At 61.0% G+C, this 25,577-nt stretch carries 22 protein-coding genes; 4 read left to right on the top strand and 18 right to left on the bottom strand.

The window, feature by feature from the left end:
• Window positions 1–89 precede the first annotated feature (89 nt).
• The 14 genes from DDE76_RS06210 to aspS all read right to left on the bottom strand — a co-directional run bounded on the left by DDE76_RS06210 (window position 90) and on the right by aspS (window position 15,740).
• A complete protein-coding gene (locus tag DDE76_RS06210) occupies window positions 90–1,130 on the bottom strand; it encodes a Gfo/Idh/MocA family protein (RefSeq protein WP_104894349.1) in 1,041 nt (346 codons plus the stop codon).
• A 55-nt stretch (window positions 1,131–1,185) separates the two neighbouring features.
• Entirely contained in the window at window positions 1,186–2,625 is a 1,440-nt protein-coding gene (gene lpdA, locus DDE76_RS06205) for a dihydrolipoyl dehydrogenase (RefSeq protein WP_104894348.1), read from the bottom strand.
• Window positions 2,626–2,649: 24 nt separating this feature from the next.
• On the bottom strand, window positions 2,650–3,297 hold the full coding sequence (locus DDE76_RS06200) for an SGNH/GDSL hydrolase family protein (RefSeq protein WP_104894347.1): 648 nt from the start codon (window positions 3,295–3,297) through the stop codon (window positions 2,650–2,652).
• On the bottom strand, window positions 3,294–3,668 hold the full coding sequence (locus DDE76_RS06195; RefSeq protein ID WP_104894346.1) for a hypothetical protein: 375 nt from the start codon (window positions 3,666–3,668) through the stop codon (window positions 3,294–3,296). The genes DDE76_RS06200 and DDE76_RS06195 overlap by 4 nt, the downstream gene beginning before the upstream one ends.
• Entirely contained in the window at window positions 3,665–5,014 is a 1,350-nt protein-coding gene (locus tag DDE76_RS06190) for a pyruvate dehydrogenase complex dihydrolipoamide acetyltransferase (RefSeq protein WP_104894345.1), read from the bottom strand. Before DDE76_RS06190 ends, DDE76_RS06195 begins: the two co-directional genes overlap by 4 nt.
• 11 nt (window positions 5,015–5,025) lie before the next feature.
• Window positions 5,026–6,420, bottom strand: a complete 1,395-nt coding sequence (locus DDE76_RS06185) for a pyruvate dehydrogenase complex E1 component subunit beta (protein ID WP_104894344.1) — start codon at window positions 6,418–6,420, stop codon at window positions 5,026–5,028.
• A gap of 1 nt (window position 6,421) precedes the next feature.
• Window positions 6,422–6,814 carry a hypothetical protein gene (locus tag DDE76_RS06180; RefSeq protein ID WP_104894343.1) on the bottom strand — a complete coding sequence of 131 codons (393 nt, stop codon included), beginning with the start codon at window positions 6,812–6,814 and terminating at the stop codon, window positions 6,422–6,424.
• A 6-nt stretch (window positions 6,815–6,820) separates the two neighbouring features.
• A complete protein-coding gene (gene pdhA / locus DDE76_RS06175; RefSeq protein WP_104894342.1) occupies window positions 6,821–7,840 on the bottom strand; it encodes a pyruvate dehydrogenase (acetyl-transferring) E1 component subunit alpha in 1,020 nt (339 codons plus the stop codon).
• Window positions 7,841–7,955: 115 nt separating this feature from the next.
• A complete protein-coding gene (locus tag DDE76_RS06170) occupies window positions 7,956–8,354 on the bottom strand; it encodes an FtsB family cell division protein (protein ID WP_104894341.1) in 399 nt (132 codons plus the stop codon).
• A gap of 57 nt (window positions 8,355–8,411) precedes the next feature.
• Entirely contained in the window at window positions 8,412–9,383 is a 972-nt protein-coding gene (locus DDE76_RS06165) for a ribose-phosphate diphosphokinase (RefSeq protein WP_104894340.1), read from the bottom strand.
• Window positions 9,384–9,435: 52 nt separating this feature from the next.
• Window positions 9,436–9,726 (bottom strand): Dabb family protein, encoded by a 291-nt coding sequence (locus DDE76_RS06160; protein ID WP_104894339.1) that lies wholly within the window; start codon window positions 9,724–9,726, stop codon window positions 9,436–9,438.
• Entirely contained in the window at window positions 9,723–12,032 is a 2,310-nt protein-coding gene (locus tag DDE76_RS06155) for an NADP-dependent malic enzyme (RefSeq protein ID WP_157955685.1), read from the bottom strand. The genes DDE76_RS06160 and DDE76_RS06155 overlap by 4 nt, the downstream gene beginning before the upstream one ends.
• A gap of 157 nt (window positions 12,033–12,189) precedes the next feature.
• Complete coding sequence (locus DDE76_RS06150; RefSeq protein ID WP_104894338.1) at window positions 12,190–13,791, bottom strand: EAL domain-containing protein; 1,602 nt, start codon at window positions 13,789–13,791, stop codon at window positions 12,190–12,192.
• A gap of 158 nt (window positions 13,792–13,949) precedes the next feature.
• Window positions 13,950–15,740, bottom strand: coding sequence for an aspartate--tRNA ligase (gene aspS, locus DDE76_RS06145; RefSeq protein ID WP_104894337.1), 1,791 nt, complete (start codon window positions 15,738–15,740; stop codon window positions 13,950–13,952).
• A gap of 185 nt (window positions 15,741–15,925) precedes the next feature.
• Here aspS and rnd point away from each other — a divergent pair, with 185 nt between their 5' ends.
• On the top strand, window positions 15,926–17,095 hold the full coding sequence (gene rnd / locus DDE76_RS06140) for a ribonuclease D (RefSeq protein WP_104894336.1): 1,170 nt from the start codon (window positions 15,926–15,928) through the stop codon (window positions 17,093–17,095).
• Between the two features lie 12 nt (window positions 17,096–17,107).
• On the opposite strand, the gene DDE76_RS06135 is transcribed toward rnd, so the two are convergent.
• Genes DDE76_RS06135 through DDE76_RS06120 form a run of 4 tightly spaced genes read right to left on the bottom strand, consistent with a single transcriptional unit; the run spans window position 17,108 to window position 22,609 of the window.
• The gene (locus DDE76_RS06135; RefSeq protein ID WP_157955684.1) at window positions 17,108–18,643 is read right to left on the bottom strand and encodes a Ppx/GppA family phosphatase; all 1,536 of its coding nucleotides are present in this window, start codon (window positions 18,641–18,643) and stop codon (window positions 17,108–17,110) included.
• A gap of 1 nt (window position 18,644) precedes the next feature.
• The gene (locus DDE76_RS06130) at window positions 18,645–20,810 is read right to left on the bottom strand and encodes an RNA degradosome polyphosphate kinase (protein WP_104894334.1); all 2,166 of its coding nucleotides are present in this window, start codon (window positions 20,808–20,810) and stop codon (window positions 18,645–18,647) included.
• A complete protein-coding gene (locus DDE76_RS06125; RefSeq protein WP_157955683.1) occupies window positions 20,803–21,546 on the bottom strand; it encodes a P-loop NTPase family protein in 744 nt (247 codons plus the stop codon). The genes DDE76_RS06130 and DDE76_RS06125 overlap by 8 nt, the downstream gene beginning before the upstream one ends.
• Window positions 21,518–22,609, bottom strand: a complete 1,092-nt coding sequence (locus DDE76_RS06120; RefSeq protein WP_157955682.1) for an AI-2E family transporter — start codon at window positions 22,607–22,609, stop codon at window positions 21,518–21,520. The genes DDE76_RS06125 and DDE76_RS06120 overlap by 29 nt, the downstream gene beginning before the upstream one ends.
• Before the next feature lie 134 nt (window positions 22,610–22,743).
• Here DDE76_RS06120 and purM point away from each other — a divergent pair, with 134 nt between their 5' ends.
• The 3 genes from purM (at window position 22,744) to DDE76_RS06105 (ending at window position 25,393) form a co-directional block, all read left to right on the top strand.
• A complete protein-coding gene (gene purM / locus DDE76_RS06115) occupies window positions 22,744–23,820 on the top strand; it encodes a phosphoribosylformylglycinamidine cyclo-ligase (RefSeq protein ID WP_104894331.1) in 1,077 nt (358 codons plus the stop codon).
• Between the two features lie 44 nt (window positions 23,821–23,864).
• Window positions 23,865–24,401, top strand: a complete 537-nt coding sequence (gene purN, locus DDE76_RS06110; protein ID WP_245891822.1) for a phosphoribosylglycinamide formyltransferase — start codon at window positions 23,865–23,867, stop codon at window positions 24,399–24,401.
• A 101-nt stretch (window positions 24,402–24,502) separates the two neighbouring features.
• Window positions 24,503–25,393 (top strand): DMT family transporter, encoded by an 891-nt coding sequence (locus tag DDE76_RS06105; protein WP_104894329.1) that lies wholly within the window; start codon window positions 24,503–24,505, stop codon window positions 25,391–25,393.
• Window positions 25,394–25,577: the final 184 nt, after the last annotated feature.

Below are 25,577 nucleotides of genomic sequence, written 5' to 3'. Positions count from 1 at the left end.
GTCCTGACTGGGGATTAGCCCCTATATCGCTCCCTTGAAGAGCCGGTTCAACCCGGCCTTATGGGTGATTGGCAGCCATGCGTGGGCGACTAGCCCATGACTTCCTTGATGTCGACCCAGTCCCCGCCGCGCGACGCTGAAAGGATCGTCCCCTGCACCAGCGCGAGCGAGCCCAGATTGTCCGCTCCCGAGCTGAACCCGCGCGGCATCTCGCCGGTGTCGAGCACCTTGGCCATCGCATTGAGTGTGCCCATGCGATCTGCGAACTTGACCGGCGTCAGCTTGACCTTCTCCGGCTTGCCATCGAGCGGCAACAGGGTCAGAACATCGGGGCCCGCCTTGTCGCGGAAATGGTCGCGCGAGCTCCAGGCAATCTGCCCCTCGGCGCCATCCATCACCCATTCGCCGGCCCAGGGCGTCACCGGACCCGAATTCATCCAGCTCGCGCGATAGGACACAACCGTGCCCTTGGAGAATTCGATGGTCGCCACCCCGCTCGGGTCAAAGCGGAAAGGACTACCCGGCGGGTTCCAGGTCCGGCATGAGAGCCGCACTGGCTCGTCGCCGAGTACAAAGCGCATCAGATCAAAATGGTGGATCGACATGTCTGCCAAGAGCGGATCGGGCATGTCCCAATAGCGATAGCCTTGGCTCGGCCCATGCCGCCGGAAATCAATCGAGACCATGTTGAGCGCACCAAACTTACCCTCGGCGATCAGATCCGCGGCGGCGATGGGCGCCGGCTGGTGGCGATAGTTCTGGCTCACCATCAGCACCTTGCCCTGTGCCTTGGCCAGCGCAACCAGTTCCTTGCCTTGGGCAATGGTGGTGGTGAAAGGCTTCTCCACCAGCACGTTATAGCCCAGCTCCAGACAGCGCTTGACGACCGGATAGTGCGCTTCGGTCCGCAGAGTACAAAGCGCCAGCGTCGCATCAGTATGGTGCGCGGCATCTTCCAGGCTATGGAAGCACAGCTTGGGATCGATGCCCAGCTCGGTCTGTACCCGCTCGGTGGCCTCGGGATTGGTATCCACATAGCCCACCATCTCGACAGTGGGAACATTGGGGATAACGTCTTTCGACCAACTGAAACCCCAGTGTCCCAGCCCGATCTGGATTGCCTTGACCATGTGGATAACTCCTCTGGTTTCCAGTTCGCATCGGCCCGAAGGCCGCGCGCAGCGATCAGATATTCAGCGCGCGATCATAAGCGTCGAGCACGCTTTCCTTCATCGTTTCGCTCAGCGTCGGATGCGGGAAAATGGTGTGGATCAGCTCTTCCTCGGTGGTTTCGAGGTTCATCGCAACGACAAAACCCTGGATCAGCTCGGTGACCTCGGCTCCAACCATATGGGCGCCCAGAAGTTCCCCGGTCTTGGCGTCGAAAATAGTCTTCACCAGTCCGTCCGGTTCCCCCAGGGCAATCGCCTTGCCGTTCCCCACAAACGGGAAGCGCCCGACCTTGATCTCGCGTCCGGCCTCCTTGGCCTTGGCTTCGGTCAGCCCCACACTGGCCACCTGTGGCTCGCAATAGGTGCAACCCGGAACCTTGCTCTTGTCGAGACCATGCACCTTCAAGCCGGCGATCTTCTCGACCGTGATGACCGCCTCATGCTCTGCCTTGTGCGCTAGCATCGGCGGCCCGGCGACGTCGCCAATAGCCCAGATGCCGTCCACATTGGTCTTGCCATAACCGTCGATGACAATGGCGCCGCGCTCAGTCTTGACGCCCACGGTTTCGAGGCCCAGCCCTTCGATATTGCACTGTACCCCGACCGCCGAGATCAGCTTGTCACCGGCGACCTGCTGGGTCTTGCCGTCCTTGGTCTCGACATGAGCAACAATGCCATCCTTGGTCTTTTCGACCTTGGCGACCTTGGCTTCCGTCAGGAACTTGATACCACGCTTTTCCAGCCGCTTGCGGGCCAGACCGGAAATCTCGGCGTCCTCCACCGGCAGGATTTGTGGCAGCAGTTCGATCACCGTCACCTCGGCGCCCAGCGAACGATAGAAGGACGCGAACTCGATCCCGATGGCACCCGAGCCCATCACCACGAGGCTCTTGGGCATCTCGGCGGGTTTCAGCGCCTCAAAATAGGTCCAGATCTTGTCGCCATCCGGCTCAATACCGGGCAGCACCCGCGGACGGGCACCAGTAGCAACTATGATGTGCTTGGCCTTGTAGGTCCCCTCGCCCAGCGCATTCTTGGGCACCGGGCCCTGCGGCTGCACCACCGGCTTCTTGGATGCCGCGACCTTGATTTCACCCGGCTTGGTAATGGTCGCTTCGCCCCAGATGATGTCGATCTTGTTTTTCTTCATCAGGAACTGCACGCCATTGTTCATCTGCGCGGCAATGGCGCGCGAACGTTTGACGATACCGTCGAGATCGAAGCCGAACTTTTCGGCGCTCAGGCCATAATCCTTGGCGTGCCCCATATGGCCGTAGATTTCGGCCGAGCGCAGCAGCGCCTTGGTCGGGATACAGCCCCAGTTGGAACAGATGCCGGCCATGTGCTCGCGCTCGACGATGGCCACCTTCATGCCCAGTTGCGCGCCGCGAATGGCAGCAACATAACCGCCGGGACCGGCGCCGATGACGAGAAGATCGTATTGGTCAGCCATTTGGGCCTCCAGAATAAGACAGGGTCAGAGACCCAGAACCTGTTTGACGAGCGGCACGAGGCCCTCGCCGATAGCACGAGTATTGGCCTGATCGAGATGCACGCCGTCACGCGGATCGGCCTTGGCAACACTGGCAGCGTCGAAAAAGTGCACACCAGTTTCCTCGGCATGACGACGATAGTGCCGCGCGAAATCCTGCGACTCGCGAAGCAGGTGACCCAGACCGCCGAAATTGCTCAGCATGTTCTCATTGGTCGTCTCCACCACATGCGGCGGCGATACCAGAATGATCTGCGGCACCGGCTCGCCAACACTGGCGAAGTGGCCGCGCGTCATTTCGATCAATCGCCGCGCGCCACGAGCGGCATAGGCTGCCGTACCCGCCACGAATGGCTTCAAGTCATTGGTGCCGAGAAAAATGATGACCAGGTCAAGCGGCGCATGGCTGGCAAGCAGCGTGGGCAGGATGCGCGCTCCATTGCGGTCCGCCGCTGCCGTCCAGTCGTCATATGCCGTCGCGCGACCGCCAAGACCCTCGGCGATAACCCGGGCCTTACCGCCAAGACCCTGTTCGAGCGTGGTCGGCCAGCGATCCTCATATTCATGCCGTGGCCCGCCACCTGGATCGGCGCCATATGTAAGGCTATCGCCATAGGCGAGAATGGTCTTCATGCCTTTTTGCTCCGTGCCGTTGCCTTGGGCTTCAAGGTGGCTGCAAAGGCCAGACTTCTGGTGAGCCAACCCGCCGCGCTTTTCCCATCGGCAAGGATACTGCTCGGCAAAGACATGTACTCTTTCATTGCCGCGCCGCTCTCGTGCACATATGGCTCACCGCCAATCTGACCCAGTTCCACGCGCTCGGCTTCGCCCAGCCGAATGGCAACGACACCATTCTTGTCGAGAAATGAGTACATATTACCGTTGATCGACGTGTAGGGCATAGTCGCGCCTTTCAACTCGCAGCCTTCCGTCGCAGCGACCGCGGCAGCATAAAGCCGCGTTTCTGCTTCGGGGGCCGCTGAAGTTGGCTTCCTGGCGGTCATGCCAGCATCATCACCGGATTTTCGATCAGCCCCTTGAACACGCCCAGCACTTCAGCACCCAGTGCGCCATCGACCGAGCGGTGATCGCAGGACAGCGTGCAGGTCATGAACTGGCCGATCTTGATCTCGCCCTTGTCCGGATAGACGCGTTCTTCACCCACGCCGACCGCCAGGATCGTGCCATGCGGCGGGTTGATGACGGCAGCAAAGTCCTTGATGCCGAACATGCCCAGATTGGACACCGAAGAGGCGCCGCCCTGATATTCATGCGGCATCAGCTTCTTGTTGCGCGCGCGGGTCGCCAGATCCTTCACGGCCTCGGAGATTTCGCGCAGGCTCTTGGTATCGCAGCTCTTGACCACCGGGGTGAACAGGCCACCCGGAACGGCCACGGCCACCGCCACGTCGCTGCGCTTGTGATAAAGGATCGAATCTCCGGCCCAGGTGGCATTGGCCGTCGGCACGCGCTGCAGCGCTATGGCCCAGGCCTTCATGACAAAGTCATTGACCGAAAGCTTGAATTCCGGCTTGCCGTCCTTGTTCTTGGGCGCAGTGGCATTGATCTGCTCGCGGGCGGCCAGCAGCGCGTCGATCTTGCAATCCACCGTCAGGTAGAAGTGCGGCACGGTCTGCTTGGACTCGGTCAGGCGCGCTGCAATGGTCTTCCGCATGCCATCAGCCGGCACCAGCTCGTAGGTGCCTTCCTCGTAGAGCGCCAGAACCTGGGCCTTGCTGAGCCCGCCAGCCATCGCCGCACCAGCAGGCGCGGCAGAAGTTGCAGACGCAGCGGCCTTGAGCGGTGTCTTGCCGGACTTGGCGGCTTCCACGTCGGCCTTGATCACCCGACCCTTGGGTCCCGTGCCCGAAATGGCAGCAATTTCAATGCCCGCTTCCTTGGCGAGACGCTTTGCCAATGGAGAGGCGAACACGCGCTCGCCCCCGGCTTTGGCAGGTGCGGGGGCTGCCTTGGGCGCCTCGGCTTTAGCCGCCGGTGCCGGCGCAGCCGCAGCTTCGGCCTTGGGTTCTTCGGCCTTGGGAGCCTCGGCCTTCGGCGTTTCTGCCTTGGGCGCGGGGGCAGCAGCATCAATGGCGCTTGCGTCCTCACCTTCCTGCAGCAGCACGGCGATGACGGCATTGACCTTCACGTTGTCGGTGCCTTCTTCGACAAGGATCTTGCCGATCTTGCCTTCGTCAACGGCCTCGACTTCCATCGTGGCCTTGTCGGTCTCGATCTCGGCGATCACGTCACCAGAGGAAACGCTGTCGCCTTCCTTGACGTGCCACTTGGCAAGCTTGCCCTCTTCCATCGTCGGAGAGAGCGCCGGCATGGTAATATCGATTGGCATCCCGGTTCTCCTTACGAGCGATAGGTCACGGCATTCACCGCCGCGATCACTTCATCCACATTCGGCAGCGCCAGCTTTTCGAGATTGGCAGCATAGGGCATGGGCACATCCTTGCCGGTCACGCGCATCACCGGGGCATCGAGATAGTCGAAAGCCTCTTCCATGACGCGGGCCGACAGCTCGGCACCGATGCCGCCCTGCGGCCAGCCTTCTTCCACAGTCACCAGGCGCCCTGTCTTCTTGACCGACTCGATAACGGTATCGCTGTCCAGTGGACGCAGGGTGCGCAGGTCGATCAGTTCGACATCGACGCCTGCGGCCACCAGCTTCTCGGTTGCCTGGGTCGCATAGCGCATGCCCATCGAGAACGAGACCACGGTGACATCGGCGCCCTTGCGGGCAATGCGCGCCTTGCCGATCGGCAGCACGAAATCTTCGACCTGCGGCACAAGGCCGGTCGAGCCGTAGAGAATTTCGTTCTCGAGAAAGACCACCGGATTGGGCGAACGGATTGCCGCCTTGAGCAGGCCCTTGGCATCGGCCGCGCTATAGGGCGCGATGACGGTCAGGCCTGGAACATGGCTGTACCATGCCGAATAATCCTGGCTGTGCTGCGCACCCACGCGCGCCGCCGCGCCGTTCGGGCCGCGGAACACCATGGGAGCCTTGACCTGCCCGCCAGACATATAGAGCTGCTTGGCGGCCGAGTTGATGATCTGGTCGATCGCCTGCATGGCAAAGTTCCAGGTCATGAACTCAACGACAGGCTTCAAACCGGCGAAGGCCGCGCCGACAGCCAGACCCGCAAAACCATGCTCGGTGATCGGGGTGTCGATCACCCGCTCCTTGCCGAATTCCTGCAACAGCCCCTGGGTGATCTTGTAGGCGCCCTGATATTCAGCGACCTCCTCACCCATGATAAAGACGTCCTTGTCGCGACGCAGTTCCTCGGCCATCGCCTCGTTCAGCGCCTGGCGCACGGTCATCTCGACCATTTCCACCCCTTCGGGCAGATCTGGATCGGCCTGCGGCTCGAACTTGGGCGCGGCCGGCACGGCCGCAGCAGCAGGCGCCGTCTCAGCGGCCTTCTCTGCTGCAGCAACAGGCGCTTCGGCCGGCTCAGGCGCTGTTTCGGCCACGGGAGCAGCCGCTTCGCTGGCGCTTTCGCCCTCGGCCAGCACCACGGCAATCGGGGTGTTGACCTTGACGCCCTCGGTGCCTTCTTCGACGAGAATCTCGCTGACCGTGCCTTCATCGACCGACTCGACCTCCATGGTCGCCTTGTCGGTTTCGATCTCGGCCAGCACGTCGCCGGATTTGACCTGATCGCCAACCTTGACGACCCATTTGGCAAGCTTGCCTTCTTCCATAGTCGGCGACAAGGCGGGCATGAGGATTTGGGGCATATCAGCTCTCCACAAGGATCGCGCCGGGCATGGAGGCCAACGGGCGGATAGAGGAATGGGGGTTTGCGGTTGCGGCGTCGATCCGCCAACCGTTCAATTTCTTATATGCGATGTCGGCTGCGCCACCGGGGCGCTGATTGACCATCCAGCCGCTCAGGAGCAGCCCAAGCAGAACAAAGGCAATCGTCGCGATCACGGCGCGCTTATAGATGCCGGCGTGCGCCTCACCGGCTAGGCCCGCGCGGCGCTCGACCTCGGCAAAGCGCCACCAGCCAAACAGCCAGCCACGCCATGCATCGGCCGGCGCCAGCTTGCTGATTGCCAGTGCCTGTACGGCGGCCATGACCGCCGACAGCACCGCAAACAGCAGAATGACGCCAAGCAGGATGGTCATCGTGCCTTAGGCCTTGATGGTGATGTCGGTCCACAGCTCGGACGCATCCGGCTCCGGATCATTTGTCGCAAAGTCTGCTGCTTCGGTGACAACAGCGCGAATATCGGTTTCGATCTTCTTGAGCTCTTCCTCGGTGATCGAGCCGCCTTCGAGCAGACGCGCCCGCACCTGTTCGATCGGATCGCGCTCCTGACGGTACTTGGTCACCTCGTCCTTGGACCGGTACTTGGCCGGGTCGGACATGGAGTGACCGCGATAGCGATAGGTCAGCATTTCAAGGATATAGGGGCCCTTGCCGGAGCGGGCATGTTCGATGGCCCGCTGGGCAGCATCATAGACCATGCGCACATCCATGCCGTCGACCTGCTCGCCCGGAATGTTGAACGAGGCGCCACGCATCGAGAAATCTGTCGTCGCCGAGGAACGCTCGGTCGAAGTGCCCATGGCGTACTTGTTGTTCTCGATGATGTAGACGACCGGCAGGTTCCAGAGCTTGGCCATGTTGAAGCTCTCATAGACCTGGCCCTGGTTCGCCGCGCCGTCACCGAAATAGGTGATCGAGACCGAGCCGTCGCCCGTGTACTTGCTGGCAAAGGCCAGGCCTGTGCCCAGCGACGCCTGCGCACCGACAATGCCATTGCCGCCATAAAAGCGGTGTTCATTCGAGAACATATGCATCGAGCCGCCCTTGCCTTTCGACAGGCCACCCTGACGTCCGGTCAATTCGGCCATCACGCCCTTGGGGTCCAGCCCCATGACCAGCATGTGGCCGTGGTCGCGATAACCGGTGATCTGGGCATCCTTGCCCTTTTCAGAGGCCATCGTGATGCCCGTGACCACCGCTTCCTGGCCGATATAGAGGTGGCAGAAGCCGCCGATCAGACCCATGCCATACATCTGGCCGGCCTTTTCCTCGAACCGCCGGATCAGCAGCATTTCGCGAAACGCTTCGAGCTCCTGTTCCTGGGTGAACTGGGGGACATTGGGCTGCGTCTTGGCCTTGGTGGCCGTCGCCTTGCGCGCCATTCTACACTCCGCTTGGGTCGGGGAACTTGCCGCTTTGGCCAATCAGGCCACTTCGCGCATCATACTGCAAGCGCCCAAGCAATAACATTGCCTGCAGGGCGACGAACAATTCAGCTTACAACGTTGAATCCGCTTGGATAATCGAGATTAACTCATCATCGATTAATTCTACAAATTGACCAGAAATTGGTTGACCCGTCTCCGGGTTGACCATCACCAGAATATCATCGGCATGGGCCATGTTCAGCATGGCGCGGGCCCTTTCGGTGATGATGTCGGGATCCAGATGGCGCGGATTCATCAGGGAAACCCGGTGCCGATAGGCGTCAATTTCCGCCTGCAAAGCGGCGCTGCGATCCTGCAGAATTTCGATATCGGCCAGAATATCTTCCCGATTCTCGATGCCGAACTGACCCGAGATCGCAGAATAGCCCAGATAACCCTGAAACCCCAGCAGGGTCACGGTCAAGGCCAGCGGGCGCCAGAATGCGGGACGTTTGAGACGGGTGGGCATGGATGGACCAGTTGAAGTTGGCCAACCATGCCTGACAAGGGATTAATGCCCGGTTTCCTATTCGGCCGCGACGCGCTGAGCGTGCCCACCCTCGCCGAACAGCGCACTGACCGAATCCCCATTGTTGATCCGGCGCATCGCTTCGGCCAGGGCTGGCGCAACTGATAACACCGTCAGTTTCTGGTGCGGCTGCAGCAGCGCATTGGGCAGGGTATTGGTGCATACGATTTCCGCTACATCGGCTTCGGCAGCAAGCCGCGCCACCGCGCCATCGGCAAAGATGCCATGCGTACAGGCAATTCGGACAGTTCGTGCACCGCTGCCGCGCAAATGCTTGAGCAGTTCCAGAATGGAGCCGCCACTGGCCACTTCATCGTCAAGAACAATGACGTCGCGGCCCCGCACATCCCCGATTATCGCTGAAATCCGCACTTGCGTGTCCGATATGCGTTCCTTCGCCCCGGCTGCAACCGGGCGTCCCAAAGAGCGGGCAAAGGCCGCAGCAGTCTTGGCATTGCCCAGATCGGGCGACACGACCACGGTGTTCGACAGATCATAGCGGCGAAAGTGGCGCGCCAGCTCGTGCAGCGCGTGCAGATGATCAACCGGCACGCTGAAGAAGCCATGCACCTGCGGTGAATGCAGCGTCATTGTCAGGACACGGTCAGCGCCGGCGGTCTTGAGCAGATCGGCAACCAGGCGGCCGCCAATGGAAATGCGCGGCGCATCCTTCTTGTCCGAGCGGGCATAGGCATAATGCGGAATAACGGCCGTAATCCGCGCCGCCGAGGCGCCGCGCGCGGCGTCCAGCATCAACAAAAGCTCGGTCAAATGGTCCTGGACCGGTGCGCTCAGCGTCTGGACCAGGAACACATCCTGCTCGCGGCAATTGGCCTGCAATTGCACTTCCAGGCAATCATTGGAGAAGCGCTTGATCTGTGTGGGATTGAGCGGCACGCCAAGTTCGGCACAAATCTCGTTCGCAAGTTCGGGGTGAGCGCTACCGCTGAACACAGCTATCTGGTTCATGGATTGTCCTCGGCTGCCGACTGCGGATGGCCGCACTTAACATTGTCCCGGCTCAGAGTGCAATGTAGTCGAGTTCCTGAAAGCGCTCGACTTCTGGCACCCAGCGGTCGCGCACGAACGCCACGTGATCGGGATGCGCGTTATAGGCGTCATAGGCGGCCTGATCCGCAAATTCCATCGAGAAGCCGAAGGCAAAGTCGGTCTTTGCGCTAACCTGCCGGAGACGCTCGAACTGCTGCACGCCCGGAATGGCGGCAAGCACGAGCGCCGCCTCCAGGAAAACACGCTCAGCATCGGACCCAGCCGGGTGCTTGAGGGTAAAGCTGACGGTGTGCCGGATCATGCTGTTTCTCCAAGGGCTTCATTGGCGGCGATGGCGGCCATATTGACAATGCCGCGGCTGGTCACTGACGGCGCCAGGATATGCGCCGGGGACTGCATGCCCATTAGGATCGGTCCGACCGCCAGGCCATTATTCATTTCCTTGAGCAGCGTCATCGAAAGATTGGCTGCATCAAGGTCCGGGAAAACCAGCAGATTGGCTTCACCCTTGAGGATGGTGTCCGGGATGTAGCGTTCACGCAGCCCCTCATTGAGCGCCAGGTCGCCCTGCATTTCGCCCTCGACGATCAGGTCCGGCGCGATAGCCTTGAGCTTGGCATAGGCCTCGCGCATCTTGTAAGCGCTGTCGCCGTCGCGCGATCCAAAATTCGAATAGCTGAGCAAAGCGGCCTTGGCTTCGATATTGAAGCGCTTGAGATGGTCGCGGGCCTGCAAGGTGATCGAGACGATCTCGTCGGCGCTGGGGTTCTGGTTGACATAAGTGTCAGTGAGGAAAAAGGCCCCGCGCGGCATGATCAGCATGGAGAGCGCCGAAGCCTCTGTCACCCCTGCCTGCATCCCCAGGACCGACTTGATGTCCCGCACATGCTTGATGAAACGCCCCTGCAACCCGCACAACATGGCGTCTGCCTCGCCTCGCTTCAGCGCCAGGGCGCCGATGACGGTTGTGTTGGTGCGCACGATAGTGCGGGCCGTATCCGGCGTCACGCCGGTGCGGCCGACCAGTGAATGGAACAGGCTCACATAGTCGCGATAGCGCGGATCGTCTTCGGGGTTGATGACCTCGAAGTCCCTGCCCGGCTCGATGCTTAGACCGAACCGCTCGATGCGCGCCTCCAGCACTGCCGGACGACCGATCAGGATCGGGCGGGCAATACCCTCCTCGAGCAGCACTTGCGCGGCGCGCAAGACGCGTTCGTCTTCCCCATCGGCAAAGGCAATGCGCTTGCCCTGCCCCTGCGCACGGTCGAAGATCGGCTTCATCACCAGGCCCGAGCGGAACACGAAGCGGTTGAGGCCGTCGTAATAAGCGTCCCAATCCTCAATCGGCTTCTTGGCGACGCCCGAATCCATCGCCGCTCGCGCCACCGCCGGTGCAATGCGCAGGATCAGCCGCTGGTCGAATGGGTTGGGAATGATGTGTTCGGGTCCATAGACAGCCGGCGCGCCGGAGGGTGACACCTCCAGCCCAGGCTCGCGGGCCAGCTTGGCAATCGCCCGCACCGCAGCAAGTTTCATCTCCTCATTGATCGTGGTCGCATGCACATCAAGCGCGCCACGGAAGATAAAGGGGAAGCACAGAACATTGTTGACCTGGTTGGGATAGTCAGATCGCCCCGTACAGACCATGGCGTCGGGCCGCGTCTCCTTGGCCAGTTCGGGCATGATTTCCGGATTGGGGTTGGCCAAGGCAAGGATCAGCGGTTTGGGCCCCATCTTGGCGAGCATTTCCGGTTTGAGCGCCCCCGCTGCCGAAAGCCCCAGGAACACATCGGCCCCTTCGATCACCTCGGCCAGCGTCGTCGCATCACTGGTGCGTCGGAACTGTCCGCGCCACTTGTCATTGATGTCGTTGCGCTTGTGAGTGACCAGGCCGTCCTTGTCGGCCACCCAGATGTTCTCATGCTTGGCGCCGAGCGCCACCAGCACGTTGAGACAGGCAATGGCTGCCGCCCCTGCCCCCGATGTGCAGATTTTGACGGTCTCGATCGACTTGCCAGCCAATTCCAGCCCGTTCAGGACCGCGGCGCCGACAATGATTGCCGTGCCGTGCTGGTCATCATGGAAAACCGGGATTGGCATCCGCTCGCGCAGCGCCTCCTCGATCTCGAAGCAGTCCGGGGCGCGGATATCTTCAAGATTGATCCCGCCAAAGGTGGGCCAGAGCGGCGCGACGGCGTCGGTGAACTTTTTCGGATCAGTTTCGTCGATTTCGAGATCGAACACATCGATGCCGGCGAACTTCTTGAACAGAACCGCCTTGCCTTCCATCACCGGCTTGGACGCAAGCGCACCGATATTGCCCAACCCCAGCACCGCCGTACCATTGGAGATGACAGCCACCAGGTTCTGCCGCGAGGTGTAGCGCGCCACGGCCTCGGGCGTCTGAGCGATCTCTTCGCAGGGCGCCGCCACGCCCGGAGAATAGGCCAACGCCAGGTCGCGCTGATTGCCTAGGGGTTTGAGCGGCTGGATCTCCAGTTTGCCGGGCTTGGGAAACTCATGGAAATGCAGCGCCGCATCACGAAGTGCCTTGCGTTGCTCATTGATGTCTGTGGTCACGAAACTCTCTCCCGGCAAGCCCATTGGCCGCGTTGGTGCCATCAATCACAAGGATTGAAAAGGCTGGAAAAGCCCAAGGCGTCGAGTCGGCGGCAAAAATGCGGCGGACGTGGAAGCTTCAGCGTTGTGCTGACAGAGATACGACAGCTTGGGGTTGATTGACGCGGGACTGCTCCGACGATCAGGCCGCCGCCGACGCCACCACTTCCAGCCGCGGCTGAGGATTGGACGCCGAATTGAGTGCCAGCGCCAATTCCTTGAACGCGCCAACTTTCAACGCCGGCGCAAAGATATAGCCCTGCGCATGCAGCACCCCGCGCGATCGCAGATAGAGCGCCTGTTCCTCGGTTTCCACGCCTTCGGCCACGATCTCGCAATCAAGGTCCTTGGCCATGGCGATCAGCCCATCCAGAACCGGAACCTGGGTGGTTCCCGGCTTGATCATGTCCACAAAGATGCGGTCAATCTTGATGACATCGACGCCCAGTGTCGCCAGATAGGCCAGGTTGGAGTGCCCGGTCCCTGCGTCATCCATAGCCAGCCGCGCGCCCAGGGCATGCAGGCCGGAGATCACGCTGGTCGTGGTCATCGAATTGGTCAGCGGGCGCCGCTCGGTAATTTCGAACACCAATTGCCGGAAGCTGATGGGCGACTGCCCGAAAATCGCCTGCACATCCTCGACAATGCCGACATCGCGGAAATGGCCCTCGAACAGATTGATCGAGATCTTCATGTTCGGCAGTGTCCGGGAGAGATCGCCCAGATCGTTCCGCACCTGCTGCATCAGGGAGACAGTCATCGGGATGGCCAGGCCCGTTACCTCGGCATAGTCGATGAAGGCGCCGGGCGGTATCACCTGCCCATTGCGCTTCTCCCAACGGCACAACACCTCGCAGCCCACCAGTTCGCCGGTGCGTAGATTGATGACCGGTTGATAATAGGGCTTGATCTCGTTGCGCTCGATGGCGCGTTCCAGATCGAAAGCGGGCACGCGCGATCGGCGCACATAGCTCAGATTGAGAATCAGGAATACCGCGCTTGCAAGGCAGGCGATGAATGTGAATGCCACGTCGAGATCGGCATAACCCGACCGCGCCATGGCGAAGGGCAGCGCATATTCTACCTTGATCGGGAACTGGCCCGCATAGCCCTGGGCACTAATATAGTCCGCGCTGGACTGGCGCCGGTCAAAACCCGTCGGGTCGCCCAGCGTGACTATGGAAAGGCCGTTGGTCAGCGTGACACGCATCATCGCCGCGTCCGGCAGCGTGTCATTCAGTGCGCTCTCCGATTGCCCCAATAGCGGTACGAATGTGGAAACCCGCCGGGTTTCTCCAAAGGTCTGGGAAAGCTTGAGCGCCGGCATGTCCATCTCACCCAGCTTGACCACCGCCATCGTCTCGGTGAGTCCAGGCACCGGCAAGGGCTGGGACAGTGGCGAATAGTCCACCACGCGGCCATAGGCGTCGCAATACTGCACACCGTCGAGGTTCTCGACGAGGAACTGCTTGAGATTGAGGCCGCCTTCAATGGCTTCCTGCGCATTGGTCACGAAGGTTGCCGTACATAGCGAAGGACTGGCCGCAATAACCTGGCGAAGCGCTGCCACGCCATCCATCGCACTTGAATTTATGTGTGAGCTGATGGACTCAACATACCGCTGCGCCTCGGCTTTTTCCCGATACTGGACATAGGCATCCAGCAGGTAGTCCACCGCAATAATGGGCACAAACGCCAGCACGGCGCCCAATAGCATCAGGACATGGGAGAACTTCGACTTCACACTGCGAATCCGAACCCGGAAAATCTTGCCTACCTAGCTAGCAAGTAAGGATTTAACGGATCATTAATGCTGGTTAATTCGCGCTAACCATGTTGCAGGCAAAAAAAAGGGGCGGCCTTGGGCCACCCCTGCAATCCGTCAGCAGACGCTGCGTGCAATCAGCTTTGCACGTTAAGGCGAAGGCTCAATTCACGAAGCTGCTTGGGTTCAGCGGCACTCGGCGCGCCCATCAGCAGGTCTTCGGCCTGCTGGTTCATCGGGAATGCCGTGATCTCTCGCAGGTTCTGCACCCCGCACAGAAGCATGACAATACGGTCGATGCCGAAGGCCGCCCCGCCATGCGGCGGCGCCCCATACTGGAAGGCCCGGTAAAGACCGCCGAACTGCTCTTCAACCTCTTCACGGGACTTCCCGGTCAGCTCGAACGCCTTGACCATCGTGTCCGGCTCCTGGTTACGGATCGACCCAGAGGCAATCTCGAACCCGTTGCAGACCGCATCGTACTGGTACGCCGTGAGCGAGAGCGGGTCCTCGCTATTGAGGGCCTCAAGGCCGCCCTGCGGCATCGAGAATGGATTATGCGCAAAGTCCACGCGCTTTTCTTCCTCGTCCCACTCGTAAAAGGGGAAGTCGACAATCCAGCACAGCGCAAACCGGTCCTTGTCGACAACGTCCAGATCCGTTGCAACCTTGGTCCGCGCCTCACCGGCAAACTTGTAGAACTTCTCCGGTCGGCCCGCGACGAAGAAGACGGCATCGCCGTCCTCTAGCCCGAGCTGCGCCTTGAGCGCGGCAGTGCGTTCCTCTCCGATATTCTTGGCGATGGGGCCAGAGCCCTGCCCTTCCTTGAAGAAGATATAGCCAAGCCCCGGCTGGCCTTCGCCCTGCGCCCAGGCGTTCATGCGGTCACAGAAGGCCCGTCCGATCGGCTCGGCACCGGCCTTGTTCTTGGCCGGAATCGCCCAGACTTCGACCTTGGGATCGGTTTCGATCTGGTTGGCAAATACCTTGAAACCGGAACCGGCAAAGTGCTCGGTGACGGGCTGGATTTCAATCGGGTTGCGCAGATCCGGCTTGTCCGAACCATATTTCCGGATGGCCTCGGCATAGGGAATGCGCGGCCAGCCCTTGGTCACCGGCTTGCCGTCGGCGAACTTCTCGAACACCTCGGTCATCACCGGTTCGACCGTGTTCCAGATATCTTCCTGGGTCACAAAGCTCATTTCCAGGTCGAGCTGGTAAAACTCGCCCGGCAGGCGGTCAGCACGCGGGTCTTCGTCTCGGAAACACGGCGCCACCTGGAAATAGCGGTCGAAGCCGGCCACCATCAGAAGCTGCTTGTACTGCTGCGGCGCCTGCGGCAGCGCAAAGAACTTGCCCGGATGAATGCGGCTGGGCACCAGAAAGTCGCGCGCACCCTCCGGTGAGGAGGCGGTCAGGATTGGCGTCGAAAATTCGGTAAAGCCCGCCTCGCCCATGCCCGCGCGCATGGCCGAAATGATCTTCGTGCGCTTGACGATATTGGCATGCAATGTCTCGCGGCGCAGGTCGAGGAAGCGGTAGCGCAGACGGATGTCTTCGGGATACTCGGCCTCGCCGAAGACCGGCAGCGGCAGCTCCTTGGCGGCAGACAGCACTTCAATCTCGCGAATGAACACTTCGATCGTGCCGGTGGGAATGTTGGGATTGACCGCCGCCGCATCGCGCCGCTTCACCTCGCCATCAATCCGCAGCACCCATTCCGAACGCACGGTTTCGGCCGTGCCGAATGCTGCCGAATCCGGATCGATCACGCATTGCGTGATGCCGTAATGGTCGCGCAGATCGATAAACAGCAACCCGCCATGGTCGCGCACGCGATGCACCCAGCCGGACAGGCGCACATTATTGCCGGCATCGTCTGCCGTGAGAGCACCACAGGTGTGGGAACGGTAACGATGAAGGGTCATGTCAGGTCTCGGAATTGCTGAATAAAGGCCGGAATCTCGGGCGGGAAAAGCGCATGGCGCGCCCCGCTTGTCAAGGCGGGAGAACCTTTCGCGCTACGCCTCTTTACCGCGAGAAAAATCCAAGGTGGAGCTAACCAAGCGCACCTGCTAGGAAGAATAGTGACGAATTTGAGACGGTAGTACGTATGGACCTGATAGTTTCCACAGAAGCGCTGGCCGAATTTTGCGAGCGCGCCTCCAAGTTTGAATTTGTGACGGTTGATACGGAATTCCTGCGCGAAACGACCTATTGGCCCCGTCTGTGCCTGATCCAGGTTGCCACCGATGATGAGGCGGTGCTGATCGACCCGCTGGCGCCCGATATCAAGCTGGCGCCATTCTTCGAGCTCTTGGCCAATCCCAATGTCACCAAGGTCTTCCACGCCGCGCGGCAGGACGTGGAGATATTCGTCAAGCTGACGGGCGCCGTGCCACACAACATCTTCGACACCCAGGTTGCCGCCAGCGTTTGCGGCTTTGGCGATAGTGCCTCCTATGACAGCCTGGTCCGGTCCATCTGCAAGGTAGAGCTGGACAAGTCCTCGCGCTTTACCGACTGGTCCGCCCGCCCGCTTTCGGAGAAGCAGCGCACTTATGCCATCGCCGACGTCACCTGGCTGCGCGACATCTATCGCGAACTGCGCAAGCAGGTCGAAGCGACGAGACGCTGGGATTGGGTCGAAGACGAAATGACCACCCTGCGCAGCATCGACACCTATGTCGTCCAGCCCGAACAGGCCTGGAACCGCCTCAAGATGAAATTCAATCGCCCGCGCGATCTTGCTGCCATCAAGCTGCTGGCGCAGTGGCGCGAGCAAAAGGCCCAGGATACCGACCAGCCCCGCAGCCGCATTCTTAAGGATGACGTGCTGGGTGAACTGGCCACCCAGCGGCCCCTGACCCCCGATGCCTTCGAAAAGCTGCGCGCCGTCCCGCGCGGCTTTGGCCGCAGCGCCGCAGCCGGAGAGATCATGGCCCTGCTCAAGCAGGTCGATGCCATGCCCAAATCGGCCCTGCCCAGCCTGCCCGAACGTTACCGCGGCCCCTCCCCCAAGGGCGCCATCGGCGATCTCGTGCGGGTGCTGCTGAAGGCCGTAGCCGAGCAGCATGGCGTCGCCGCCCGCATCATCGCCACATCTGATGAAATCGACGCGCTCGTGCTCGATGATGAAGCCGATGTCCCCGCGCTCAAGGGCTGGCGCCGAAAGCTGTTTGGCGAAAAGGCACTGGCCATCAAGCATGGCCGCATTGGCCTTGTGGCGACCCGCAAGGGCATCATTGAATTTGCTGTAACTCAGACCGAGGCAGCCGAATAGCGCCCCGACGTCCTACCCCACATCCACGCGCCATTTGGCATGCCCGGCCCCTTCGGCAAATTGACGAAGCCGGTTCCGCAGGTGATCGCCATTAAGAAAGGCGAAGTCCGCCGGCAGGTTGAGGACCAGCGTGTCATCATCCAGGCTGAACCGCGTGCGCGGCAAGACGCCCGGCATCGCTGCCGTCATCGGATAAGCCACGCGCATCATCGACCCGATCAGGCGCGCCCGCGCCGTCAGGGCGTCGGACCCCAGCGGCACCAAAACCTGTGCGGCCTTGGATTTCAGCCCATCATACCGGATTGCCAGGGTCTGGGCCAGGAACGAGCGGCCGGGATGGTCCACCCCGGTCAACGAGCCATAGGCCACCGCATCCACACTTTGCGGCCCCCGGTAATCGGGATGCGATCGCCAACCGATATCGGCAAGAAGACACGACACCACCCGCAGGCGCGCTTCTTCAGGCGTTTCTTCGGCGCCTATGGCAGTGAAATACTGGGCGGTGAACTCGACCAGATCATTGGCGTGCGCCGGAGACCGCGACCGCAACACCGACAGCTCCTCGGCACCCTGAATGAGTGGATCGATTTCCTGCTCGCGCTGATCGAGCATGCCGTAGAGATAGCCTTCGCGCACGCCAAGCGCTGAAAACACGACGCTGCTGAATTTCCCGGCCTTGAGGATCTCGGCCAGCACTGCCGCGCCGAACGGCACCAATTCGCGGCGTGAGCTGCTGACACTGCTCGCCCCCGGATAGCCCTTGAGGGCATCGGCAGCCACGATCTCTTCGCAGAACCGGATCATCTCATCGGCAGAAACCACATAGTCCTGCACCATATGCAACGGGTAATCGCACATGGCTTGGTGCAGCTTGGCCAACGAACGCCACGTACCGCCAATTGCGGCGAACTGCGCGCCATCTTGGGCCGCCTTGAGAATTGATCCTTCAAGTCTGGCCTGCACCAGGGCCGCCGCCTTCTTCGGCGATCCGTCGGCATCATCCTGCAGGCGAATGACACCCAGCTCGAAACTCTCGCCATTGGTGTCATGCCCGTTGGCGATGTCCGAAAGCTCAAGGCTGCCGCCGCCAAGATCGCCGACCACCCCGGCAAAGCCAGGGATGCCTGCCACCACGCCAAGGGCCGCATAGTGGGCCTCTTCCTGGCCGCTGAGCACGCGCACCGGCGCTTCCATGATGGCTTCGACGGCTGAGACGAACGAATCGCGGTTGGCCGCATCGCGCACCGCCGACGTTGCCAGGATATAGACCTTGCCCACCCGCATCATGCGTGCCACCAGCGCAAAGCGTTTCATGGCTTCCAGGGCCTTGTCCATATTGGCATCGGCAAGGCGTTTGCTCTGCGCAATCCCGCGCCCAAGGGCGCAGGCGGACTTTTCGTTGTACAGCGGCGTCAGCGCGCGCGCATGGCGCTCATAGACCACAAGGCGAACCGAGTTGGAGCCGATGTCGAGGACTGCTACCGGCCGGGCGCCTTTGATGCGCCCTTGTGCGGTGGGATCGGCATCGACGCCCCAGAACTGAGTCAATTTAATCCTCGTCGCTCTCCGCCTCGCCCGCACTGCCACGGCCGGACAGGGAAGGATTGGTCATGAAGTAGTCGTGGGCGTTGAAGGGTTCTTCGCCCTCGCCCACCCTTATACGATGTGAGCTCCCATCGGGAAGCACTTCCCAGCTCTGCTGGTTGTCCTTGAGATAGGCAACCAGAATGCGATCCAGAATCTGCTTGTGCACCGTTTCATTCAGGATTGGCACCAGAGTTTCCACCCGGCCGTCCAGATTGCGTCCCATGATGTCGGCCGAGGAAATATAGACCTTGGCCCTTGGTGACGGCATGGTCTCGCCATTGCCAAAGCAATAGATGCGACTGTGCTCAAGGAATCGTCCGACCACCGACTTGACCCGGATATTGTCCGAGAACCCGGGGATTCCGGGCCTCAGGCAGCAAATACCGCGCACGATCAGGTCCACCTTCACGCCCGCCTGGCTGGCGTCGTAGAGCGCGTCGATCACCTGCGGATCAACCAGCGAGTTCATCTTCAACAGAATCGAGGCCGGCTGGCCGTTGCGGGCCAAATCGATCTCATGGGCAATATTGTCAATCAGCGTCTGACGTAGATTGACCGGTGAAACGGCGATGGTTTCCAGCTCGGTCGGCCGCGCATAGCCGGTAATGAAGTTGAACACCCGTGCCACATCGCGCGTGATCGCCGGATCGATCGTGAAATAGCTCAGATCCGTATAAATCTTGGCCGTAATTGGGTGATAATTGCCCGTGCCAATATGGCAGTAGCTGACCAGCTTGCCCTTTTCGCGCCGGACAACCTGGCTCAGTTTGGCGTGCGTCTTGAGCTCGACAAATCCGAACACCACCTGGGCCCCTGCCCGCTCCAGGTCGCGCGCCCAGCGAATATTGGCCTCTTCATCGAACCGCGCCTTGAGCTCGACCAGGCATGTCACCGACTTGCCAGCCTCGGCCGCCAGAACCAGGGCCTTGACGATGGGACTGTCCGACGACGTGCGGTAGAGCGTCTGCTTGATCGCAACGACGTCGGGATCCCGCGCCGCCTGCATCAGGAATTGCGCGACCACATCGAAACTCTCGAACGGATGGTGCACCAGGATGTCCTTGGCGCGAATGGCAGCAAAATTGTCGCCGTTGTAATCGCGAATACGCTCCGGAAAGCGCGCCAGATAAGGCGTAAACTTCAGGTCCGGGCGATCCACGTCGCAGATCTTGCGCGCATCGGCCAGACCCAGAAAGCCATGCACCTCAAACACATCGGCTTCCTTGACACCAAGCTGCTCACCGATCTGCCGCTTGAGCGCGCGCGGCATTGAACGCTCGATCTCCAGGCGAATGACCTGACCACGGCGGCGCTGGCGCAGCGCACTCTCGAACTCGACCACCAGATCGGCAGCCTCGTCATCAATTTCTATTTCGCTGTCGCGAATGACCCGGAAGGTGCCGGAGCCAATCACCTCATGGCCCGGAAACATCTTGTGAAAGAACAGCTTGACCAAGGTGTCGATGGTCACAACTTCAGATCGCCCTTCGGAAACCAGTCCGCTTGGCAGGTTGATGAACCGGTCTAGATTGCTCGGAATGCGGACCAGGGCAGTGAGTGGCTGATCGCTATTGGGGCGCCTCAATTCGAAGGCCAGGGCAAGGCCAAGATTGGGGATGAACGGGAAGGGATGCGCCGGGTCGACCGCGATCGGCGTGAGGACCGGGAAAATCTCCTCGCGGAACAGTTTTTGCAGATAGGCGATCTGGTCATTGGTCAGATCATCGGCCTCGTGGATCACCACATTCTGCGCAAACAGTTCTTCACGCAGCTCTTTCCAATGATCCTGCTGTTCGAGTTGCAGGTGCTGGGTAAGCGTCGCGATCTCTTCAAGCTGCTCGGCCGGGGACAATCCATCGGCGCTCTGCTTGGTCATGCCCGCACGGATCTGCCCTTTCAGGCCTGCCACGCGCACCATGTAGAATTCGTCCAAATTGTTTGCCGAGATCGAGACGAAACGCAGCCGCTCGAGCAGCGGATGGGCCTCGTTGCCGGCCTCTTCCAGAACCCGCATGTTGAATTGGAGCCAACTGACCTCGCGATTGACGAAACGCGCCGGGCTGGTGCGAAGCGCCTCGACATCCGGCACCGAACCCTCGGCCTCGGGAATTTCGCTTATTTCATTCATCGGTCTCAGCGTCCCAATCCTGTTGCCGGTCCAGCCCGTGCGCCTGTTGACGCAGCGCCAGGGCTTCCGACGCTATTGTGCGAGTAATAGCCGACCCTTTGGCAAGGGCCAGCTTGTCCATAAGCTCGACAAGGGTAGCGGCTTCTTCGGAACTGCGCTCCATGCGCGGCACGACATAGCCGATCACCTTGGGGTCGACTTTGATTTGCCGATCCCCGAACAATTTCACGAACATCTGTGACAACTCAATGTCGTCACTGACTTCGAGCCGGAATACAGCGGCGCGACGAACCCGGGAGCGCACATCATCGGTCCGCAGCGGCCAGTGCGCAACCTCTTCGCGCGCGGTCAGCAGCAGCGTTCTGGAGCCGCGCATTGCTTGATTGAGCAGATGAAACAGATGGTGCTCGTCATAGCCTAGCCGATCGACATCCTCGACCAGCAGCGCTTCCTGCCCCACCTCCGAGGCAATCTGGGCAATCGTGGCAGGTGTCACCACCACGGCCTTGCTGCGTTCGCAAAAGATCCGGGCCAGATGCGACTTGCCCGACGCCGCCGGGCCGATCAGCAGGGTCACACCATCAGGCCAATGCGGCCAGGCAAGGATGCGGGCATGCGCCATTGCATTGCCCGCTCCAACCAGGAAATCGTCCTCGGAATGGGAGGGTTCATGTCCCAGATCGAGCGGCAATTGCCGCGGTCCATGATCAGGATGCAGCATCGTCACCGGGCGCACGCCGCCTCACACCGAGATAGAGCGAGCTTTCCTTGTATTTGCGCACCCCGTAACGGACCAGAACTGACGCGATTGCCGCCATCGGCACGGCCAGCAACAGCCCCACAAATCCGAAAATGGCGCCCAGGCCCAACAAGGCAAACATCATCCAGACCGGATTGATGTTGATCGAGGAGCCCACCAGCTTGGGATAGAGCACATTGCCTTCAATGAACTGCCAGAAGAAGTAGACCCCAGCCACCAGCACGATCATCCACCAATTGGGCGCATATTGTACCAGGGCAATGCCGACGGAGAGTCCCAGGCCCAGGGCAAATCCGACAAAGGGAACAAAACTGAACAGCCCCGCGATCAAACCAACGGCCAGACCGTAATTCAGGCCAATCACGCTCAACGCAGTGGCATAGAACGCCGCATCGAGCAGCAAGACACTACCCTGACCGCGGATCACCCCCGCCATGGACTTGTCGATTTCGCGCAGAATCCCCTTCACTTCGCCCTTGTGCTGCTTGGGCAGCAGATCGTCGATCCCGCGCACCATGCCTTCCCAATCGAGCAGCAGATAGAACGCCACAACCGGCGCCAGCACGGTAAATCCGACCACCGCAGCGCCGGTCAGGCCAATATTGACCAATTCCGCGGGCAAGGTCGCAATGAAACCAAGAGCCTGTCGCGCCAGGTCGTTGAGACTGGACTGCAGGTCAGCGGCCCGTTCAGGCCCAAGCCATTCATTGATCTCGGGGGCCCAGGCCACGGCCAGCTCCTGCAGGTCACCGACATAGCCCGGCAATCGCTGGATCAGGCCAATAATCTGTTGGCCGATCAGTGGCACGAACATGAAGAACAGGCTTATGACCACTGTCAGCACGCTGAACAGCACCACCACCGTCGCCCAGACACGATTGAACCGCCACTTCTGCAACTGGTTGACCAGGGGGTTCAGCAGATAGGCAAGTGCCGCCCCCACGACAAAGGGCAACAGGATTCCGCGGAAAATCCACAAGGAGACAATCAGGGCGACCAGCAGCCCGATCCAGATGACCACTTGATTTCTGAGTGCCATGGTGCCGGCTGGCCCTTGCGTCTGGGTAATCGAAAAGCTATCAGGCCGTCTAACGGCCAGCACCGAAAAGATCAACCAATCCGGTTCGCGCGCACGCAATTGCGCCCGCAATCCCCAGCATGGCAAGAAGGCTCATGTCCGACCCACAAAACCTGCCATCAAACGGCCTGTCGTACAAGCAGGCTGGCGTCGACATCGATGCTGGAAACGCACTGGTCGAAGCCATCAAGCCAGCAGTCCGCTCCACCCGGCGTCCCGGAGCCGACGGCGAGATCGGCGGCTTTGGCGGCCTGTTCGATCTCAAGGCGGCCGGCTTTGTCGATCCGGTGCTGGTGGCGGCCAATGACGGGGTTGGCACCAAGCTCAAGATAGCTATTGATACCGGCAAGCACGACACCATCGGCCAGGATCTGGTCGCCATGTGCGTCAACGACCTTGTCGTGCAGGGTGCCGAACCGCTGTTCTTTCTCGACTATCTGGCCACCGGCAAGCTCGATGTCGATCAGGGCAAAGCCATTGTCGAAGGCATCGCCCATGGCTGCCGCCTCGCCGGTTGCGCCTTGATCGGCGGCGAGACCGCCGAAATGCCTGGCATGTATCATGGCAATGATTACGACCTGGCAGGCTTTGCTGTCGGCGCCGCCGAGCGCGACGGCCTGCTGCCGCGCAAGGACCTTGCCGCCGGAGACGTTCTGGTGGCCATGGCATCCTCGGGCGTGCACTCGAACGGCTATTCGCTCGTGCGCAAGATTGTCGACCTCTCCGGCCTCGCCTGGGATGCTCCTGCGCCCTTCGTCACCGGCAAGACCCTCGCCGAAGCGCTGCTTGAGCCCACCCGCATCTACGTCAAGCCGCTGCTGTCCGCATTGCGCGACGGCATAGGCATCAAGGCGCTGGCCCATATCACGGGTGGCGGCTTCATCGATAATATCCCCCGTGTTCTTCCGGATGCCCTGGCCGCCGATATCGACCTTGGCGCCATCACCCCGCCCCCTGTCTTCGGCTGGCTGAGCCAGGTCGGGGGGATGAGCGAAAGCGAAATGCTGCGCACCTTCAATTGCGGCGTCGGCATGCTGGTGGCCGTTGCCGCCGAAGACGCGAACCGTCTTCTCGATAGCCTGAGCGCTTCGGGCGAAATCGCTGCTGTTGTCGGCCAGCTCACAGCGCGCAGCAGCGAGCCCGTCACCTTCCGGGGCAAGCTCGCGCTGTGACCCGCAAGCGCGTCGCCATCCTGATCTCCGGCCGCGGCTCCAACATGGCCGCGCTGATCGAGGCCGCCAAAGCGCCCGACTACCCAGCCGAGATCGTCGGCGTTCTGTCCAATCGAGCCGCTGCCGCAGGTCTGGAAACCGCTGCTGCCGCCGGGATCGCTACGGCATCGCTTGCACAGAGCAAATTTCCCAGCCGGGACATGTTCGAAGACACCATGACCCAGATCCTTGAGAGCTGGGAGGTCGACTATGTTTGCCTCGCCGGTTTCATGCGTATTCTGGGGGAGGACTTCGTCAATCGCTGGCTGGGCCGGATGGTCAACATCCACCCGTCCCTGTTGCCGGCGTACAAGGGCCTGCACACACATGAACGCGCCCTCGCCGATGGGGTGAGCGAGCATGGCTGCACCGTTCATTTCGTCACCCCTGGGCTGGATGAAGGCCCGGCCATACTCCAGGCGCGCATACCGGTCTTTGCTGGAGACACGCCTGATACACTGGCCGAGCGGCTTCTGGTTGAAGAACACCGCATCTACCCCGAGGCGCTGCGCCTGCTGGCCAGTGGCCAGGCAAAGCTCTGACGCTGCCCATCACAGTTATTGATGACGTCCATCGTCAAAATCGGTTCGACCTTTGTTCTCGTGAGGCGTAGCGTGCCGGCCTTGCTAAGGGGACAGGCACGATGAGCTTGCGCGATTGGTTCTGGATCATTTTCCTCGGTGCCATCTGGGGATGTTCCTTCATTTTCAATGCCGTGTTGATCCGCGAACTTGGACCGGTCTGGGTCACCTCTTTCCGCGTCGGCATTGGTGCGCTCGGTTGCTGGGCCGTACTGTTTGCACTGCGCAAGCCGGTTCCGCGCCATCCCGGCCTCTGGCTGCAACTCGGTGGCCTCGGCGTCATTGCCTATGCCGTTCCCTTTGCGCTCTTTCCCCTGGCACAGGCGGAAATGGCCAGCGGCGTTGCCGCCATCATCAACGCCATGACGCCGATGGCTACAGCGATCATCTCGCATTTCTGGATCGGGGGCGAAAAAGGCACGCCGATCAAGTTCACTGGCGTCGCCATTGGCTTCATAGGTGCCGCAATTCTGGTCTCCCCGGCCCTCTCGGAAGGCGGAACTTCCCAGCTCTGGGCCGTGGCCGCTTGCCTCGGCGCGACCCTGTGCTACGGCCTCTCGCTCAACATTACCCGCAGCTACAAGCACATCGAGCCGACCGCCTTCGCCTCAATCGCCCTGACCGGTGCTGCCGTGGTGGCGGTTCCCGTTGCTTTCTTGACTGAAGGCATGCCCATGATCACCCGCGGGGAAACCTGGGGCGCGGCGATTGCCATCGGGCTGCTGTCCACCGCTTTCACCTTCCAGATCATGTACCGCATCCTGCCCCGCGTCGGCGCGACCAATTTTGCCACGACAACTTTCATCGCGCCGATATCGGCCCTGATAATCGGCGTCACGGTGCTCGATGAAACCATCCTGCCCATTCAGATCCTTGGCATGCTGGTGATCTTCTTTGGCCTGCTCTTCATCGATGGTCGCATTCGCCAGATCTGGCGCCGCGTGCCGGTCTGATCAGACATGGAACCGCCCTGCCCAGCCTGCGTTAGTCGGGCAGGAGGCGCATATGCCAGACCCCACACCCGATATTGACCCGCGGCCGATCCCGGAAATAGAGCCGCAACCAGAGCCACCTCAGCCCCAGCCCGCCGATCCGGTGCCGCCAGAACCAGACGAAGTTCCGCCGCCGGATCAACCT

The organism is Devosia indica, from assembly GCF_003056405.1.
Classification (GTDB): Bacteria; Pseudomonadota; Alphaproteobacteria; order Rhizobiales; family Devosiaceae; genus Devosia; species Devosia indica.
Note: the sequence above shows the minus strand (reverse complement) of the source record. Positions and strands in the feature narration are given on the sequence as shown.